This is a genomic window from Streptococcus rupicaprae (genome assembly GCF_040545225.1).
GTDB lineage: Bacteria > Bacillota > Bacilli > Lactobacillales > Streptococcaceae > Streptococcus > Streptococcus rupicaprae.
The window spans coordinates 1-16,881 of sequence record NZ_JBEPLO010000028.1; the positions used below are offsets into that span (position 1 = coordinate 1).

The 16,881-nt window shown below is 43.9% G+C and carries 18 protein-coding genes, 6 tRNA genes and 1 pseudogene; 22 read left to right on the plus strand and 3 right to left on the minus strand.

All coding sequences use genetic code 11. The features are described from left to right. The first annotated feature begins 21 nt into the window (after positions 1–21). From ABID29_RS10280 to srtB, 8 genes are all read left to right on the plus strand, one after another. Positions 22–94, plus strand: a tRNA-Phe gene (locus tag ABID29_RS10280). 15 nt (positions 95–109) lie between these two features. Further along, positions 110–190 (plus strand) — tRNA-Tyr (locus ABID29_RS10285). Between the two features lie 7 nt (positions 191–197). Then, positions 198–268 (plus strand) — tRNA-Trp (locus ABID29_RS10290). A gap of 12 nt (positions 269–280) precedes the next feature. Beyond that, a tRNA-His gene (locus ABID29_RS10295) sits at positions 281–353 on the plus strand. A gap of 14 nt (positions 354–367) precedes the next feature. Next, a tRNA-Gln gene (locus ABID29_RS10300) sits at positions 368–439 on the plus strand. A gap of 9 nt (positions 440–448) precedes the next feature. Further along, a tRNA-Leu gene (locus ABID29_RS10305) sits at positions 449–532 on the plus strand. 619 nt (positions 533–1,151) lie between these two features. After that, the gene (locus tag ABID29_RS10310; protein WP_354366047.1) at positions 1,152–1,598 is read left to right on the plus strand and encodes a hypothetical protein; all 447 of its coding nucleotides are present in this window, start codon (positions 1,152–1,154) and stop codon (positions 1,596–1,598) included. Positions 1,599–1,669: 71 nt separating this feature from the next. Further along, positions 1,670–2,464 carry a class B sortase, LPKTxAVK-specific gene (gene srtB / locus ABID29_RS10315; protein ID WP_354366048.1) on the plus strand — a complete coding sequence of 265 codons (795 nt, stop codon included), beginning with the start codon at positions 1,670–1,672 and terminating at the stop codon, positions 2,462–2,464. Between the two features lie 124 nt (positions 2,465–2,588). Here the strand turns inward: srtB and ABID29_RS10320 are convergent, their stop codons facing one another. Then, positions 2,589–3,371, minus strand: a complete 783-nt coding sequence (locus ABID29_RS10320) for a hypothetical protein (protein WP_354366049.1) — start codon at positions 3,369–3,371, stop codon at positions 2,589–2,591. 359 nt (positions 3,372–3,730) lie between these two features. Between ABID29_RS10320 and ABID29_RS10325 the strand changes: the two are divergent. From ABID29_RS10325 to ABID29_RS10390, 14 genes and pseudogenes are all read left to right on the plus strand, one after another. After that, positions 3,731–4,984 (plus strand): annotated as a pseudogene (locus tag ABID29_RS10325) (IS110 family RNA-guided transposase). 293 nt (positions 4,985–5,277) lie between these two features. Beyond that, the gene (locus tag ABID29_RS10330) at positions 5,278–5,739 is read left to right on the plus strand and encodes a DUF3013 family protein (RefSeq protein WP_354366050.1); all 462 of its coding nucleotides are present in this window, start codon (positions 5,278–5,280) and stop codon (positions 5,737–5,739) included. A 1-nt stretch (position 5,740) separates the two neighbouring features. Further along, a complete protein-coding gene (locus tag ABID29_RS10335; protein WP_354366051.1) occupies positions 5,741–6,109 on the plus strand; it encodes a GNAT family N-acetyltransferase in 369 nt (122 codons plus the stop codon). A 12-nt stretch (positions 6,110–6,121) separates the two neighbouring features. Continuing rightward, positions 6,122–6,568, plus strand: a complete 447-nt coding sequence (locus ABID29_RS10340; protein WP_354366052.1) for an NUDIX hydrolase — start codon at positions 6,122–6,124, stop codon at positions 6,566–6,568. 50 nt (positions 6,569–6,618) lie between these two features. After that, positions 6,619–7,650 carry a hypothetical protein gene (locus tag ABID29_RS10345; protein WP_354366053.1) on the plus strand — a complete coding sequence of 344 codons (1,032 nt, stop codon included), beginning with the start codon at positions 6,619–6,621 and terminating at the stop codon, positions 7,648–7,650. A gap of 56 nt (positions 7,651–7,706) precedes the next feature. Beyond that, positions 7,707–8,309 carry a hypothetical protein gene (locus ABID29_RS10350; RefSeq protein WP_354366054.1) on the plus strand — a complete coding sequence of 201 codons (603 nt, stop codon included), beginning with the start codon at positions 7,707–7,709 and terminating at the stop codon, positions 8,307–8,309. Between the two features lie 9 nt (positions 8,310–8,318). Next, positions 8,319–8,786, plus strand: a complete 468-nt coding sequence (locus ABID29_RS10355) for a GNAT family N-acetyltransferase (RefSeq protein WP_354366055.1) — start codon at positions 8,319–8,321, stop codon at positions 8,784–8,786. Beyond that, complete coding sequence (locus ABID29_RS10360; protein ID WP_354366056.1) at positions 8,783–9,736, plus strand: hypothetical protein; 954 nt, start codon at positions 8,783–8,785, stop codon at positions 9,734–9,736. Before ABID29_RS10355 ends, ABID29_RS10360 begins: the two co-directional genes overlap by 4 nt. 69 nt (positions 9,737–9,805) lie before the next feature. Next, complete coding sequence (gene prmA, locus ABID29_RS10365; RefSeq protein WP_354366057.1) at positions 9,806–10,759, plus strand: 50S ribosomal protein L11 methyltransferase; 954 nt, start codon at positions 9,806–9,808, stop codon at positions 10,757–10,759. Next, positions 10,760–11,506 carry a 16S rRNA (uracil(1498)-N(3))-methyltransferase gene (locus ABID29_RS10370; protein ID WP_354366058.1) on the plus strand — a complete coding sequence of 249 codons (747 nt, stop codon included), beginning with the start codon at positions 10,760–10,762 and terminating at the stop codon, positions 11,504–11,506. It abuts the gene before it with no gap. 18 nt (positions 11,507–11,524) lie between these two features. Next, positions 11,525–12,376, plus strand: a complete 852-nt coding sequence (locus tag ABID29_RS10375; RefSeq protein ID WP_354366059.1) for an Rgg/GadR/MutR family transcriptional regulator — start codon at positions 11,525–11,527, stop codon at positions 12,374–12,376. Positions 12,377–12,440: 64 nt separating this feature from the next. Beyond that, entirely contained in the window at positions 12,441–13,187 is a 747-nt protein-coding gene (locus ABID29_RS10380; RefSeq protein ID WP_354366060.1) for a CPBP family intramembrane glutamic endopeptidase, read from the plus strand. A gap of 77 nt (positions 13,188–13,264) precedes the next feature. Further along, a complete protein-coding gene (locus ABID29_RS10385) occupies positions 13,265–14,008 on the plus strand; it encodes a metallophosphoesterase (RefSeq protein ID WP_354366061.1) in 744 nt (247 codons plus the stop codon). A gap of 17 nt (positions 14,009–14,025) precedes the next feature. Further along, positions 14,026–14,424, plus strand: a complete 399-nt coding sequence (locus ABID29_RS10390; protein ID WP_354366062.1) for a MurR/RpiR family transcriptional regulator — start codon at positions 14,026–14,028, stop codon at positions 14,422–14,424. Positions 14,425–14,751: 327 nt separating this feature from the next. Here ABID29_RS10390 and ABID29_RS10395 read toward each other — a convergent pair whose 3' ends face one another. Beyond that, positions 14,752–15,525, minus strand: coding sequence for a LamB/YcsF family protein (locus ABID29_RS10395; RefSeq protein WP_354366063.1), 774 nt, complete (start codon positions 15,523–15,525; stop codon positions 14,752–14,754). Positions 15,526–15,534: 9 nt separating this feature from the next. Next, on the minus strand, positions 15,535–16,878 hold the full coding sequence (gene accC / locus ABID29_RS10400; RefSeq protein ID WP_354366064.1) for an acetyl-CoA carboxylase biotin carboxylase subunit: 1,344 nt from the start codon (positions 16,876–16,878) through the stop codon (positions 15,535–15,537). Positions 16,879–16,881 lie beyond the last annotated feature (3 nt).

Sequence of the window (16,881 nt, forward strand, 5' to 3'; positions counted from 1 at the left end):
CCCGCAATTTTAAAACTTTTTGGCTCGGTAGCTCAGTTGGTAGAGCAATGGATTGAAGCTCCATGTGTCGGCGGTTCGATTCCGTCTCGCGCCATTAATTGAATATTTCGGAGAGATAGCGAAGAGGCTAAACGCGGCGGACTGTAAATCCGCTCCTTCGGGTTCGGGGGTTCGAATCCCTCTCTCTCCATACCTTTACGGGCATAGTTTAAAGGTAGAACTAAGGTCTCCAAAACCTTCAGTGTGGGTTCAATTCCTACTGCCCGTGTTTAATGAGATGGCGGGTGTGGCGAAGTGGTTAACGCACCAGATTGTGGCTCTGGCACTCGTGGGTTCGATTCCCATCACTCGCCTATTTTATTATTAATGGGGTATAGCCAAGTGGTAAGGCAAGGGACTTTGACTCCCTCATGCGTTGGTTCGAATCCAGCTACCCCAGTTACATTGTGCCGGCGTGGCGGAATTGGCAGACGCGCTGGACTCAAAATCCAGTGTCCTCACGGACGTGCCGGTTCGACCCCGGCCGCCGGTATTGCATAATGGAGTAAAAGGATAGGCTTTTGTAGCTTATTTTTTTCTTTTATAGTTCATTGTCAACTGTAGTGGGTTGTTGATGAAAACCTATTCTATTGTCTAGATAGGGCGTTTGGTGATCCTCTCTTTTTTGAAGTTCAAGGTGATAAGAATTCTTATTTTGGAGTTTTCATCTTTCGAAAGTCAAGGCTATTCTGCTTAATAATCTTGATGATGTTATTTTGTTGGTTGACTTTAAATTTGTAGTCTTTTGAGATGCTTCTGTTCCATTTCTATCGTTTTTTAACTTTTAAAGAAATGTGTTGAATGAGCATCTCAATGTAATAGGACTGAGAAGGGGGTATATGCTTTTCTTGTGGAAGAGAGAAATATATAGGGATAGCTGTAGTGATCATAATTTCTTTTGCAATCTTTGCTTAATAAATGTTGCAGAAATGATATATAGTAGAAAAAGTCTCCGAAACCACTGATTTTAAAGGATTTTTCTGAGCTATAAATTTAAAACTTAAATTTTTCTTAAAAAATCTATAAAAACTGTTGACAATAATTTGTTAGTGCTATATAATATACTTAACCCTTATGGGAAAATATAAAAAATTAATAGGAGATTTTTTAAAATGAAAAAATCAATCATTTCATTGGCAGTAGCAGCTTTGCTTGCTTCACCTGCAGTAGTATTTGCAACTGAGGAATTTGCTAATACTGATATTCCAATGACAGTTGAAGATAAAAACGGTCCAGGTGCTAGCGATTTAGCGCCAGGTGCTGGTACTTACGTTGAAAACATCGAAAACAACGAAATTACTCCACGTCCTGATGGAAAAATTGCAGTTGTTGAAGTGAAAGTTGTTGATGGTAAACAAGTTGAAGTTGCTATCCCAGCTGTTCGTGAGGAAGGTACTGGTAAAGCTGATGCTGCTAAAGATCCTGCTGCTCCAGCTGTTGAAGAAGCACCAAAAGCTGAAGAGAAGAAAGAAGAAGCTAAGCCAGCAGCTAAAGCTGTTAAAGCAGCAGCTACTAAGACTGCTTCAAAAGCTCTTCCAAAAACAAGCGCAGTTAAATAATTTAGTTGCAAACTGAAAAGGTTGCCTGCGGGCAACTTTTTCTATTTCTGGAATGAAAGGATTTATGTTTCATGTCATCTAAATTATGGGGACGTTTATTTGCGGTTTTAACTATCTTCTCACTTTTCTTGGCTGGTTGTCAGAAAAAAGATGAAAAAACAGCTAAACCTACGACTACACCTCTCAAAATTGAATCTAAGTATACTGTAAGCGAAGAGGAAAAGTCCGCTTTAACAGCTCAATTTGACGCATTAAAGGCTATTAACTCTGATACAATCGCTTATGTCTATGCTCCGGGGACTCAGTTAGATGAACCAGTTGTCCAAACAACGGATAATGCTACCTACCTTGAAAAGACTTTTGAAGGCGGTGTTGAGCCATATCTTGGTACAGTCTTTATGGATATGGACAATGCTAGTGATTTTAGTGATAGCCTGACCTGGTTGTTTGGCCATGCTCGTGGGATGAAGGTAGCAGATCATCGGATGTTTAATGATGTTAACTATTACGATGAGCAGTCTTATTTTGATGAGCATCCTTATGTGGTTATCCAAACACCTGAACGCAATTATTACTACGAAGCAGCTTTCTTGATCATTGTTCCGGAGACAACGGCATTTTACCGAACAGAATTTGATAGTAAAGAAGATTTTGCCACACAGCTGACAGAAGTCAGCGAAATGGCGCATACTAAGAATCCTAATATCAAAATCAGTCCAGAGGACAAGTATCTGGTCTTGTCAACCTGTCGTGAGTATGATGAGACGATTCGTTCGAATCTCTACTTGCGCCAGATTCCTGACTCAGAGATGAATGATTTCTTGGCAAAAAACAAGGATAAGTTGGCCTATGTGCCGACACGTTAAGCATAGGGTATAAGATTGGAGAAACAGACTTGGTTAAGGTTTGTTTTTCTAATCTTTTTTGGTAGTTTGATAGTAAATAGTCTTCTGAAGCAACAAAAAACACAGCGAGATAGCTGTGTTTGGCTTAGTTATAGTGAATGACAACTGCCTCTTCAGACGTTTCCATCAACTGGCGAGCTTGTTCTATCTCTTGGAAGTCGTTCAGTGCCTGCTCGGTGAAATAGTCTCTGTTGAGGCTGTCCAGAAAGATGGACAGGGAGATGCTGGCCTTGTCGACTAGCAGGGTATCTTTTTCGATAGTAAAGTCAATTGATGACCAGTCCTCTTGGTCAAAAAGGGCAAGTAGGTCCAAACGTGCTTGTTTGGCTTGAGGCTCTTCACTGTCATAGAGTACCGTGTCTAAGATTTTTCGAAAGCTTTCTTTATCTGCGATCAAGTTTTCAAGGGTTATAGGCTTGCTGTCCGCATCGGCGTAGAAGGTGCTGATGATTTCTTCGTGAGCCAGCTTGGTCTCGATTCCTTTGGCCTGGTAGGTCTCTTGCACTAAATCGTAGGTGGTTACTCCTTTGAGTAGGGGTTCCTTTTTGGTGCGTGGAAAGATGACTAGCCATTCTTGGGATAGGAGTCCTACATGTCGAGGAGTGAGGCTGTCGAGGTGATTTTTGATTTCTTGGCTAATGGCAGAGCTTTCATCGGATTGACTGAAGAAGATGACTTGGTTTTCAAATTGGCCCGTATGATGGGTACCAATAGCAGAAATGCTCGGAACATCTTCGATGATGGTCAGGTTACGGGTGTGGTGTAGGGTATTAAACTGCTTGAGCTGGTATTGGCGTAACCCCCAGACAGTACCAATAGGAATGATAATAGCCAGTAGCAGGCCAATGACCCAGAACTGTTTTTTCATAGCGATACCTCCTTGTAAAATAAGTTCATGGGGAGATTTTCACTCCCAAGTGTCATCATGTTATCGCTTGACTATTGCAAGGTTTTCCAGAACAATAGAGTCATGGAATGGACTCATGGCTGTTTCTTTGCCTCCTTGTTGCTTAGACTTCATTTTTAAGTCTGTTACCCAAGCCTTGTCCCTACTTCCAACACACTAGCTGTTTCCACAAGCCTCACTTCTGTACCTAGTAGGGGACAGGCGGCAGGTGAGTCGGTGATCAGAATTCTCTTATGCGAGGCTGTTGGTTCAAGGTGTTTCTGGGAAACCTTACAGTAGTCAAGAAATCTTCCAAATCCAATTGAAAGGTGACCTTCCAAATGAAATGTTTTGTCGGTTTAGACTTTAGCTCGACCAAACTCGATGTTTGTATCATACTCAGTGATACCTCAACGCCCTTTACGGCAGCCTTGTCGAATGACTTAATCGGGGCATCAGAAATCAAGAAATACATTCTTGAACTCAATGATACCCATGCCTTTGAGCGCATCGTCATTGGCATGGAAGCCACTAGCCTGTATAGTTTCCATCCTGCCATGTTCTTCCACGAAGACAGCCACTTAAAAGCCTTAAACGTAGAGGTCATGGTGGAACAACCCAATAAGATCAAGAAGTATCGCGAAGCCTTTGAAGAAAACAAGAATGATACCCTTGACGCCTTCTACATCGCCGATTACTTCCGGATTGAGCGCTTCTCGCCAGCTTTTCTCAAGGAAGAGAAATACTTGGCACTCCAGCACCTGACCAGAACCAGACTTCAGCTCATTGAGCAGTTGACGACAACCAAATAGCACTTTATTGAGAACATCTACTATAAGTGCAACACCTTGTCAACGGAAATCAAGAACGAAAACCTCTCGACAACCCTCTGGTCTAGCACCATCATCACCTTGATGACGGAAGACTACACCCTGGATGACTTGGCCAATATCCCACTCAAAGACTTGGCCGACTTCATCCAGAATCTGGGAAGAGGTCGTTTCAAGGCACCTGATAAACTGGCCAAGGCCATTCAAGCAGCTATTCGGGGCTCTTACCGCCTGCCTAAACTCCAACAGGATTCTGTCAACGTCATTCTTGGGCTATTAGCCAGAGAAATCAGGCATCTGGAACAGATGATTAAGGACATTGACAAGGCCATTGAAGACATGGTTGAAGTCATCCCTGAATACCAGTGCTTGACCTCAATACCCGGTGTCGGAAAGGTCTATGCGGCTGGGATTATCGCTGAAATCGGGCAAATTGATCGCTTTACAGACCACCCTCAAGTCGCCAAGTATGCTGGGCTTAACTGGAAACAGAGCCAATCTGGCAACGCTAATTCCCCCAATACTCATCTTGTCAATCGTGGCAATCGCTATCTCCGGTATTACCTAGTTGAAGCCGCCAACTCGGTCAGACGGCATGATAGTGAGTATCAAGCCTTTTACAAGAAAAAGTATCAAGAAGTCCCTAAACACCAACACAAACGCGCCATCGTCTTAACCGCTAGAAAATTTGTGCGTCTGGTGGATGTGCTACTACGCAACCGCCAACTCTACACGCCACCAAGGAGGCTTATGGAAGATGACTAACAGCTGCACCCGTCCTTGGATAAGCTAGTGAAAATTCGCCTGTTTCACTAGGTGTTTTTAGTGCACCCTCATTGCTTGAAAAATAACTAAAAGTTTTTCAACGTTCTATTGACTTTTTACCACTAGACTTTTTTATCTTCTTTTTATTATACCAAAAATAAGCATAAAAAGAGAGCGCTATCTATTTGTTGTAAAGGGTGATAGGGCTCCAAAAACCGTGGTATAATAGAGGTATGTAACCGTCTGTGTCAGAATTTTGACCCTAAAAAACATGATATAAAAAGGAGCAAACCATGAGTAAATTTGGCTTTTTAAGCATTTTAGAAGAAGAACTGGATAAGCACTTTAGCTACGATTTCGCCATGGATTGGGACAAGAAAAACCACGCCGTGGAAGTGGCCTTTGTCCTGGAAGCAGGACTGCCAGAGGGCGTTGCCATCGAGGAGCTGGACGGTGAGGAGGCCGTAGTCCTGGAGGAGTTCGTCCTCTTCTACAATCCCGACAAGTCCCAGTTCGATGCGGATGACTACCTGGTCACCATCCCCTACGAGCCCAAGAAGGGCTTGTCACGGGAGTTTTTGACCTACTTCGCCCATTTCCTCCAGACGACCGCTGATCAAGGCATGGACGACCTACTGGACTTTCTGGCTGATCCAGAAGTCGATGAGTTTGCTATGGTGTGGAATGCAGAAGCCTTTGAACAAGGCAGAGCAGAAGTGGTGGAGACGGAGTGGTATCCGTATCCGAGGTATTAGGATGTTTAGGATAAGAGACGGTATAGAGGCAGATGCTCTGAATCTTTTTAAGCTGTACCATGCTGAGGGGTGGACAAGTTTTTCACAGAATAAGATGACTAGCTTATTAGTCGGCTCATCCTATCTAGTGGTGGAAGGAAATGGAGAGATTGTTGCATTTGCTCGGTATTTGACAGATGGTGTACTGACAACTTTTGTAGCAGAGATATTAGTTGCTCCAGATTTTCGTGGGCAAGGCATTGGAAAAATGCTGGTTGATGAGATCCACCAGCGCACCATGGGAACGCGACTTGAGTTGATTTCAGAAGCGGATGATTTTTATGAGCATCTCGGTTTTCGGAAAGTCGGACAGGGGTATCGTTTGACGTAAAAGGAGATCGGAATGGCTTTAGATTTAATGTACCAAACCTTTCATTTTTCAGGCAGCAAAATTGCTTTGTTATGTGGTGACCAGGTTCTGACCATCTTGCGAGATGATAAGCCAGGCATTCCCTATCCCAATATCTGGGACCTACCTGGTGGTGGGCGTGAAGGAAATGAGACACCTTTTGCCTGTGTTGCGCGTGAAGTCTATGAAGAGTTGGGGTTGACGATCACCCCAGACCAAATCCATTGGGTCAAATCTTATGCAGGGATTGTCAATCCAGATAAAAGGTCTGTATTCATGGTGGGAACCTTTAGTCAATCTGAGTTTGACCAGATTCGCTTTGGTGATGAGGGGCAGGCTTATAAGCTGATGGCCATTGAGGAATTTCTGAAAGATGAGAGCATTATCCCGCAGTTGAGGCAACGGTTGGGGGATTATATGGAAGGTTCCTATACAAGTTAGTAACAGGTGTTATGGGCAAGACTTACTGATAAACTAAAAGGGGGATAGAGATGAACAGTGTAGTGTTTTTTGCGGAACTGGAGAAGGCGTTTCAGAATTCGTCATTTGCAGAATTAAAAGAGATTATCTTGAGTCTGGCAAAACAGGTTGCGGCTGAAGATAGGGAGGTGTTTCTAAAGACTCATTTTGGGACATCACTAGTCTCTCGTCAGCAAGTAGACGTTGTTTGGGATGAAACAGATTTTTTATTAGAGCAACTTAGGGCAATTGAGCAAGGGGAATTAACTCTTCTAGCCAAATTTAATGAACACTTTGATGATTGGTATGATGATTGGGATGGAATGTTTGAGTTCTCGGATGACGATGGACTTGTCACAATCCTCAAGCAGGTGTTGCTTTTGATCGATACCTTGTTGAATCAGAATAAGTTAGTAGAAGCTCTTGAACTTGCTAAGAGGTTGGAGCAACTCGAGGTCGGCGTTGATGGAGATTATAATGACTATACCGCCGATCGTTTTACCTTGATCTCTTTTGAGGAATATGGCTTGATGCCTAATGTTTATAAACCTTTTCTTAGTCAGCTGATTTACTTGACTTATCAGACCACGAACCTTGGAGAAAGAGCAGAGGCCTTATTTTCCTTGTTTGAGAAAAATCGTCACTACCGTCTGAGTTTGGATGAACTTTTGCAGGAGTGGGGGATTTTTGAAGATTTGCAAGAGTTTCTACCACTTTGGCTTGACTACTTAGGGAAAACCAAGGGGGATTTAGCCTATAAATTGTTGGTTGAGGCCTTGGATTTGAAGACTGAAGAGACGGATGTTTTTGCTTTCGCCAAGTCGGTTGCTCTGGTTCATCCAACATTTTTAGGGACTTATTTTAAGGAAAACAGCTCTTCTTTAGCGCCAGCAGTTTGCCTGGCAAAGGGTTACGAAGCGCTTAAGCTTCTTCCCATCAATGAAAGTAACCGTTCGGATATTGCGCTACTCTTGACCAGTTTTGTAGACGATGAATCGGAGCGTTATGGCTTGTGGGTTGAGGTGTTTAAGACCTGGTTAATCTCTTCCGTTTGCTTCCCTTGACTGACGATAGGCGTCTGGAACTGCATCACTTTATCCAACAGTTAGACCAGGAGGTGGTGGAGCCATTCGATTTTGTTTTAGCTAGGATGGGTAATCACTCTGATAGGCAAGCCAAAGCACTAGAGTTTTTTGTCGGTGACCTTGAGGAAATTTTTTGGACGTCTGTTCATACCAGCAAAACCTTGGGCTGGTCAGCTACTTTTACAAAATTAGGGCTGTCGCTTTACCTCCTTTTCTGCTTAGAAGGGAGTGAGTTACGACAGGCTTGTTCTGTTTTGCTAAACAATATTATTAAAGACACTTCGTTTTCAGCGTCAGCCTTCTACCAATATCACAAGGAACAGATAAAAGACAGTCAGCAATTGTTTTTTGACCTGTTCCAAGAGTGGAAGCTCGGCTATGTTTCAGTAAAAGAAAATGCAGAAGAACTGCTGGCGGCCATGGAGAAGATGATGGCCAAGCGGGTCAAGGCTGTGATGGACGGTAATCATCGTGCCCAATATGAGGAGTGTGTGGTTTATTTAGCGGCTATCGGTGAGGTGCGTGAGAGCCGTGGTCAAGCGGGGGCTAAACAGGCGATTTTGAAGAAGTATCGTGATAAGTACTCAAGGAGGACTAATTTTAGGAGAGACTTGAAAACCTTTGGCTTGAAGGAGTAGGGAGGTATCATGTTTTTAAAACAAGCAACTTTTTCAGATTTAGAGGACATTGAGGCCATTCAGAGAGAAAGTTTTTGGCCACTTTACGAGAAATATCAAGATAAAGACAATCCCTATTTGGATAGTAGGGAGTTGATTGAGGAGAGATTTGCTCGACCGACTAGTCACTATTATTTAATAGAAGTGAACAACAAGAGCGTTGGTTTCTTACGCGTGCAGACAAATGCAGAAGAAACGGAATGCTGGTTGGGAATGGTCGCTATTTTACCTCAAGAGCAACAAAAAGGCTATGCTTACCAAGCTGTTCGATTAATAGAGTCCTTATTTACAACAGTGAAGAAGTGGACTTTATCAACCATTATCCAAGAAAATCACTTGGTGAGGTTGTATGAAAAATGCGGCTATCGTCAGACCCAAGAAACAGAGAACTTGCAAGATGGCATGGATTTGGTGTTTATGGAAAAATGCCTCTCATGATGAATGATTTAGGGGGAAAACCAATGTTTACCATCTTGAAACGCTCAAAAACAGTAACGACTATTGTGATAGTTTTCGTAGTTATACTTTTATGTTTTCTGATACCCAAACCTTTGTCACGAGACGGTCAGTTTATTGCAGACCATGAAGCGACTACAAAAGAACTGATTTGGGAACATCTTGATCCAGATAAAAGTCACATCAAAACCATTACTCTTCAACCGTCAACAGCTCGTGGAGGATTTGAAGGAAGTATTGGTAGAAATTATTACATCAAATTCCAAGCTTTTGCCAATGATGATAAGACTTATAAAATATTAGGTAAGGTTGGTTTTCCTGAAACGGGAATGGGTTATCTTTCATTTATAGAGCCGGATCCCTATAAGGATGAGGGACAAGATATGAGCACCTGGTTTGTGAATGCTGAACGTACGAATGCTTCTCAATGGCAATGGAAAATGGATGAAGAAGAAAGCTTCGCACAAGCTGAACGACAAGCAGACGAGATTCGTTGGCAGAAAATTGAAAAGAATATTGATCGACTTACCCCGCTTGTTACGGAGTGGGTGAAGGTTCATGAATCGAATCTGAAACAGACTATCTATGAGATTTTGCTGCAGGAAGAACCTGAAACTGCTAATCTTCTTGGCGAACTCTTGTCTGTAGAAGTGGATAGCATTTATGATATCCAAGAAGACCGTCGTAAGATGAGTGTGACATTTTTACTCCGTTTTGGCAATTATCCAAATGATGCGGCCTTGTTCAGAACATCAATGTTTTTTGACGACATTACCTTTCAAGAGGTGAATAAGGGTGGAGAGATGACCTTCTTTGATACTTATTATAATATTGATTTTGAATATGGGTCGGATGCTGCAAAAGCAGTGTCGCTGGCAACGGGAGAAGTGATTATTAGAGCAGTGGATGATAAGATATTTAGGATAGATTAATTCTATAAAATGCTAACAAAGGTTGGTTAGCTGACATCGGTGAATAAACAAGTAGTGAAAGGACCACATATGACCACATGGAACGAAATAACGCTCACGGTAGACCGTGAGGCGCAGGAGGCTGTCAGCAATCTTTTGGTGGAGCTGGGCAGTCAGGGCGTGATGATTGAAGACAGTGCCGACTACATCGGTAAGGAAGACCTCTTTGGGGAGATTGTCCCAGAGGTGGCACAGATTGAGCAGGTGACCATCACTGGATACTACCCTGACACCCAGGACTTGGTAGTTGTTAAGGATTCTGTAGAGCAGGGACTGGCTGCTATGGCAGCGTCAGGCTTGGCTTTGGGTGAGGTCAGTTTGACCAGCTCTGTACTTGCCGAAGAAGATTGGGCCGACAACTGGAAGAAATACTATGAGCCGACGCGAATTACCCACGATTTGACCATCGTACCGTCTTGGACCGATTACGAGCCGACCGCTGGCGAGAAGGTCATCCGCCTGGACCCAGGCATGGCCTTTGGGACGGGCACCCACCCGACCACCAAGATGAGTCTCTTTGCCCTGTCGCAGGTCTTGCGTGGGGGTGAGACCGTCCTTGATGTCGGCACAGGTTCTGGGGTGCTCTCCATCGCTAGCTCCCTCTTGGGCGCGAAGGAGATTTTTGCCTACGACTTGGACGAGGTGGCGGTGCGCGTAGCAGAGGAAAATATCCAGCTCAACGCGACCACGACCAACATTACCGTCAGCACGGGTGATCTGCTCCGAGGGGTGACGCAGGAGGCTGATGTCATCGTGGCCAATATTTTGGCGGACATCCTGATCCATCTGACCGCCGATGCCTATCGTCTGGTCAAGGATGAGGGGTATCTGATTATGAGCGGCATCATCGCGGACAAGTGGGAAATGGTACGTGACAGTGCGGAGAGCGCAGGCTTTTTCCTCGAGACCCAGCTCATTCAAGGCGAGTGGAACGCCTGCATTTTCAAAAAAACCGCCGATCGTTCAGGCGTAGTGGGAGGCTAGATGCAGCAGTATTTTGTACATGGCAGAGCGCCGCAGGAGGGGCTGGTGACCATCACGGATAAGGAGACCGCCAAGCACATGTTTTCCGTCATGCGCTTGCAGCCAGACGATGAGGTGGTGCTGGTTTTTGACGATGCCATCAAACGCCGTGCCAAGGTCATCAGCAAGGAGGAACAGACCTTCCAAATCATCGAAGAGTTGGCTGATACTGTCGAACTGCCTGTCCAAGTTACCATCGCTTCAGGTTTTCCCAAGGGTGACAAGCTGGAATTTCTAGCCCAAAAAGTGACCGAGCTAGGAGCAAGCGCCCTCTGGGCCTTCCCTGCTGACTGGTCAGTCGTCAAGTGGGATAGCAAAAAACTGGCCAAGAAGGCTGAAAAACTGGAAAAGATTGCCCAGGGGGCAGCTGAGCAGTCCAAACGCAACCGTATCCCAACCATCCAACTCTTTGAGACCAAGACCGCTTTTCTCCAGCAATTGACGAACTTTGACCATATCCTCGTGGCCTACGAAGAATCAGCCAAGCAAGGCGAGACCAGCCAGCTCGTCCAAGCCTTGAAGAAGATGCAGTCAGGCGACAAGCTCCTCTTTGTTTTCGGACCAGAGGGTGGGATTTCCCCAGCCGAAATCGACCAGCTGACCGATCTAGGCGCAAAAACAGTTGGTCTTGGGCCTCGTATCCTCCGAGCCGAAACCGCCCCGCTTTATGCTTTGTCAGTAGTGAGTTATGCCGTGGAAATGATGTAGAGAGAAAGGAACATTATATTGTCTCAGTATGGAGAAATTTTTCGCTTATTGCGAGAGGGAAAAAAATTATCTCTGAAAGAGGTAGCGGGCAGTGAGATTTCAACTGCTCAGCTTTCTCGGTTTGAAACAGGAAAAAGCCAGCTGACGCTAGAAGTGTTTTTTACTTGTCTACAGCGCATGTCTATTTCTTATGAAGAATTCTCGCTTTATTTACAACAAGAACCAGAAAGCAATCTATCACAAGAACTTATGGAAGCTTATTATAATGGAGATTTGAAACGGATTCAGGAGATAGAGATAGACTGGTCGGTAAAATGTGAAAGGAATCCAGATATCACTAAATATCGTTTGGATTTAATCATGATCCAGATAGCTAAGTATTACTGCAACACAGACGATGTCGTATCAGAGGAAAACATAAGGTATCTGATGGATTATCTGTTCAAAATTGAAGAGTGGGGTGAGTATGAAAGATGGCTATTTAGTAATGCTTATGCGGTTTTTCCTTCTTCAAGTTTAGAATTATTAGCGCAGGAGTTGCTTTCAAAAAGTCAAAAGTATTTTAAGAACACAGGCTATCGTCAAGAGGTGGCTGTGATACTTCTTCACCTAGTATCTGCGTTTTTAGAAAGAAAAGAGTTTGAGAAGGCAACTCTATTTTTGAATACTTTACATGATTTTCCTTTCTTGGAAGAGGATACGCATATTCGTTTAGGTTTTCGCTTTTATTGGGCTTATTTTGCCTATCTTACAGGATATCACAATGCTAAGATAGAGATGGAAAAATGTATAGAAGTGGCTCAATTTTTAAGTTGTGATAAAATTTCTCAGACTTTACAAGCAATTTTTAAAGATGTTACAGATATGTAATGTCTTTTTGATTGCTCTTTTTATAGATTATACTGTATTCAAAAGATGATAAAAGGAGAATAAGATGTCGCAAAAAAATAATGTAATGGTAGTCTGGTATTTAGGTGCCATATTAGTAGGAGGCAATATCTTTTTACACTGGTTATTCAGTAGTGTACATTTGGGAGAAGATACTGCCGATCTTGTACATCTGTCTAGTTTACTGGTCGTTTTTAGCTGGTTAAATCGTCGCTATCTTCATGTGAAACCTCATTTAGGAGCAACTGTAGGCATTTTGGAACAGGTCTATGTGAATAGTAGTAGTTGGCTATTGATTTGTATCTCTATTCTACCTATTATGATTCAAATATGGCCTACAGATATCATATTTTTAATGAAAACGATATTGCTGACAGTGTTTGGCGTATTTGTGGAAGAATATTTATGTAGAGGATTATTGCTTGGCTATGCCTTGAAAGAGAAAGTTTCTTACAAACAGCTGATGAGCCGAATTTTTCAGATTAGTATTTTATTTGGTTTGGCTCATATTGGGCATGTTTTTGATCAGTCACTTGCATTTACTTTCTATCAAGTTTTTTACACAATGGTATATGGAATTTATTTCTCAGCATTGACGTTGAGGACGAAAGGACTATTTTGGTCTATGTTTTTACACTTTTTTATCAATTTTAATGGCTCATTGTTATTACAAGGTGATGTGACAGCAGGAGTTCCCTCGTTATGGGGTATTTTAATTGTAAATGGTCTATTGCTCATCTGTAGTTTATACCTGCTTCGCAAGAAAAAAGTAGGTGAATGGCTGGTAAATTAAGATAGGAGCATATGCTCTTTTTCTCTACTATTAAAAGTGGTAAAATAAATAGTAAACAGTAGAAAAAGGAAGCAAATATGTCAAACCAACTGTTCGCTATTGGCGATGTACATGGAAAATATCATTTATTGCAAGACTTGTTGCAAAAATGGGACAAAACGACCCAACAGCTGGTCTTTATAGGAGACCTCATCGACCGAGGAGAAGATAGCAAGTCCTGTCTGGAGTTGGTTTGTCGGTTGGTGCGTGAGGAGGGAGCAGTCTGTCTCATGGGGAATCATGAGTGGATGTTTCTACGTTACCTAGATGACCCGACAGAGCGGTATGACCACTACCAGCGCAATGGCGGAGATACGACCATCAATTCGCTCTTGGAGCGTGATTTGGGCGCAGAAGTAGACCCGATGGCCGATGCCCAGACCATCAAGGAGCGGTTTGCGGATGTGATTGAACAGGTCAGGAAATTCCCCTATCTCTATGAAACAGATGCTTACTTTATCGTCCATGCGGGGTTGGATTTGAGCTTGCCTGATGTGCGTGAGACAGCCGACTATGACAAGGTGTGGCTGCGCCAACCTTTTCATGAGGGGCAAAACCAGACAGGGAAGCGGATTGTCTTTGGGCATACACCGACCAAATACCTTTTTGATCGTCAGGCCTACCTTGACCAAATCTGGATCACAGAAGACGGCAAGCTTGGCATTGACGGTGGTGCAGTGTATGGCGGTGTTCTCCACGGTGTGGTTTTGGATGAATCGGGAGTTGTAAGGGTGCATAATGTTAGTGCGACTCTTTCAGATGAGGCAATCATAGAGGTTTAGGGGAAAAGGAGAAGCGGATGGAATTTCTGGATGTGATTAATCAGCATTATCAGGAGCTTTCGCCACAGGAACGAGAAATTATTGCCTATTTGCAAAGACCTGAGAGTTCCTTGACGAAGTTGACCAGTCAAGAGCTGGCTGATGCCTGCTTTGTGTCTCATACTAGCATTTTTCGACTTTTGAAAAAGTTAGCGTTAGATAGTTTCACGGAACTCCGTCTCTTGGTTCTTAAATACCAGCAAAAGGCTAAACACGTTCTACAAAACTCTACCTTTGCAGCTGTCGCTCAAGCTTATCATACCTACATTGATCAGATTTTTGAAACATTGGATTTGAGTCGGATTGTCAAGCTTCTTCAGGAGACGGATGTCCTCTACCTCTACGGTACGGGGAACGAGCAGAAGTTGGAAAGTTAATGGTGATATGCTTGTTTTAATTAGTGTCAATGGCTCTTTTCCCATTCTGACCCGATCAGTTGGTCAATGTCTTGACCGATTTTTGGTTTATAAACATTAATGAACTGAGCGCATTAGATAATTGAGTTGCTTATTGATTCTAGATTTCTCTTCTTTGAGGAGCATCTCTTTACAACTAAAATAGAGAGGTTGGGACAATTGTCCCAACCTCTCTATTATTTTTAAACGACTTAGTCCAATTGGTCCACGGTAGAATGTGAAAAAACTTAGAATGGCCATTTTTGAGACCTGTTTCTAAGTTTTTTAAAATATCGAATTGATACCTATTTACGAAACAATCTCAGTGAGGGGTGCTAGTTGGATGTCCAGATCTGTAAAGCTGGTTCTGATTTTTTGAACAAAGGCGAGAGCCTTAGGACCGTCACCGTGGACGCAGATGGAATCAGCCTGGATAGGGATTTCCTTGCCGTCTATCGATGTTACGGTACCTTTGGTAATCATCTGGATGAGACGGTCGATTGCGAGGTTTTCGTCCGTAATCATGGCGCCTTCCTTAGTACGTGCAACAAGGGAGCCGTCCTTTTCATAGGCACGGTCAGCAAAGACTTCTTTGGCGATACGAAGACCAGCAGCCTGTCCGGCCAAGGCCATTTCGCTGGCTCCAGGACAGAGCAGGATGAGCTTGTCATCAAAGCGAGCGACGGATTCGGCGATAGCTGTCGCTAGGTCTTTGTCTTTAGTAGCCATGTTGTAGAGAGCTCCGTGGGGCTTGACATGCTGGAGTTTGATGCCGTGGTGTCTGGTGAAGGCTTCAAGAGCTCCAAGCTGGTAGGTGACATAGGCAGCAACTTCGCTGGGGCTAACTTGCATATTACGTCGACCAAAGCCGATAAGATCTGGAAATCCTGGATGGGCGCCCATAGCGATACCAGCTTTTGTAACCAGTTGACAAGTTTTTTCCATAACCAAAGGGTCGCCAGCATGGTAACCGCAAGCCACATTGGCGGAGGTAATGAGGGGAATGATCTCCTGATCTTGGCCGATGCGGTAGGCACCAAAGCTCTCGCCTAGGTCACTGTTTAAATCAACACGATAGGTCATAAGGTCTCCTTATCTATTCAACAGCTTTTCAATAAAGCTGGTATCAATATCCCCTTCGATAAATTGAGGGTGGTGCATGATCTGGAATTGGAAATCCAAGTTGGTCTCAACACCGAGTACAACCATCTCATTGAGGGCTGTTTTCATCTTTTGGATAGCAGCTAGGCGGTCTGGCGCGTGAACGATGACTTTGGCAATCATAGAGTCATACTCAGATGGAATGCGATAGCCTGTGTAGAGGCCCGTGTCGACGCGCACACCATTGCCTGCTGGTAGGTGGAGATGATTGATAGGGCCAGGATTTGGCATAAAATTCTTGGCTGGAATCTCAGCGTTGATACGACATTCGATAGCGTGGCCACGGATGGCGATATCTTCCTGGTTGAAAGACAGAGGAAGCCCGCTGGCAACACGGATCTGCTCGATGATCAGGTCGGTTCCTGTGACCATCTCTGTCACACCGTGTTCTACTTGAATGCGAGTATTCATCTCCATGAAGTAAAAATTTTGATGCTTGTCCATGATAAATTCAACCGTACCTGCATTGGTGTAGTTGACAGCCTTTGCAGCCTTGATAGCCGCTTGGTTGAGCGCCTGACGGGTAGCTTCATCGATGGAAGGCGATGGCGATTCTTCGATTAATTTCTGGTGGTTACGCTGGACGGAACAATCGCGTTCACCTAGCGCAACGACGTTGCCAAAGTGATCAGCTATGATTTGGATTTCGATGTGTTTAGGTTCATCGACATATTTTTCCAGATACATAGAATCGTCCGCAAAGGCATTAATTGATTCACTCTGAGCGATAGTGAACTGGTCTTCAAAGTCTAAGGCAGAGCGAGAGACTCGCATGCCCTTGCCACCGCCGCCTGAAGAGGCCTTAATCATAATAGGAAAACCAATCTGATCAATGAGCTTTTTAGCCTCTGAAACATCATTGAGGTGGCTGGGACTACCTGGGACAACAGGGACCTGAGCAGCGGTCATGGTTTTTCGAGCTTGGGATTTGTTGCCCATCTGTTCAATGACTTCAGGTTTGGGACCGATGAAGATGAGTTTGTGTTCAGCACAGAGGCGGGCAAAATCTGCATTTTCAGATAGAAAACCGAATCCTGGGTGAATGGCGTCAGCATTGACGTTGAGGGCTGCTGAGATGATCCGCTCCTTATTGAGATAGGAATTACGTGCGGGTCCTTCTCCGATACAGACCCGCTGGTCCGCCAGTTTGACATGAAGGCTCTTGCTGTCTTCTTTGGAATAGATAGCAACAGACTTAATGCCCATATTGCGACAGGCACGAATAATACGGACCGCAATTTCTCCGCGGTTGGCAATCAGTACTTTTTTAATCATAGG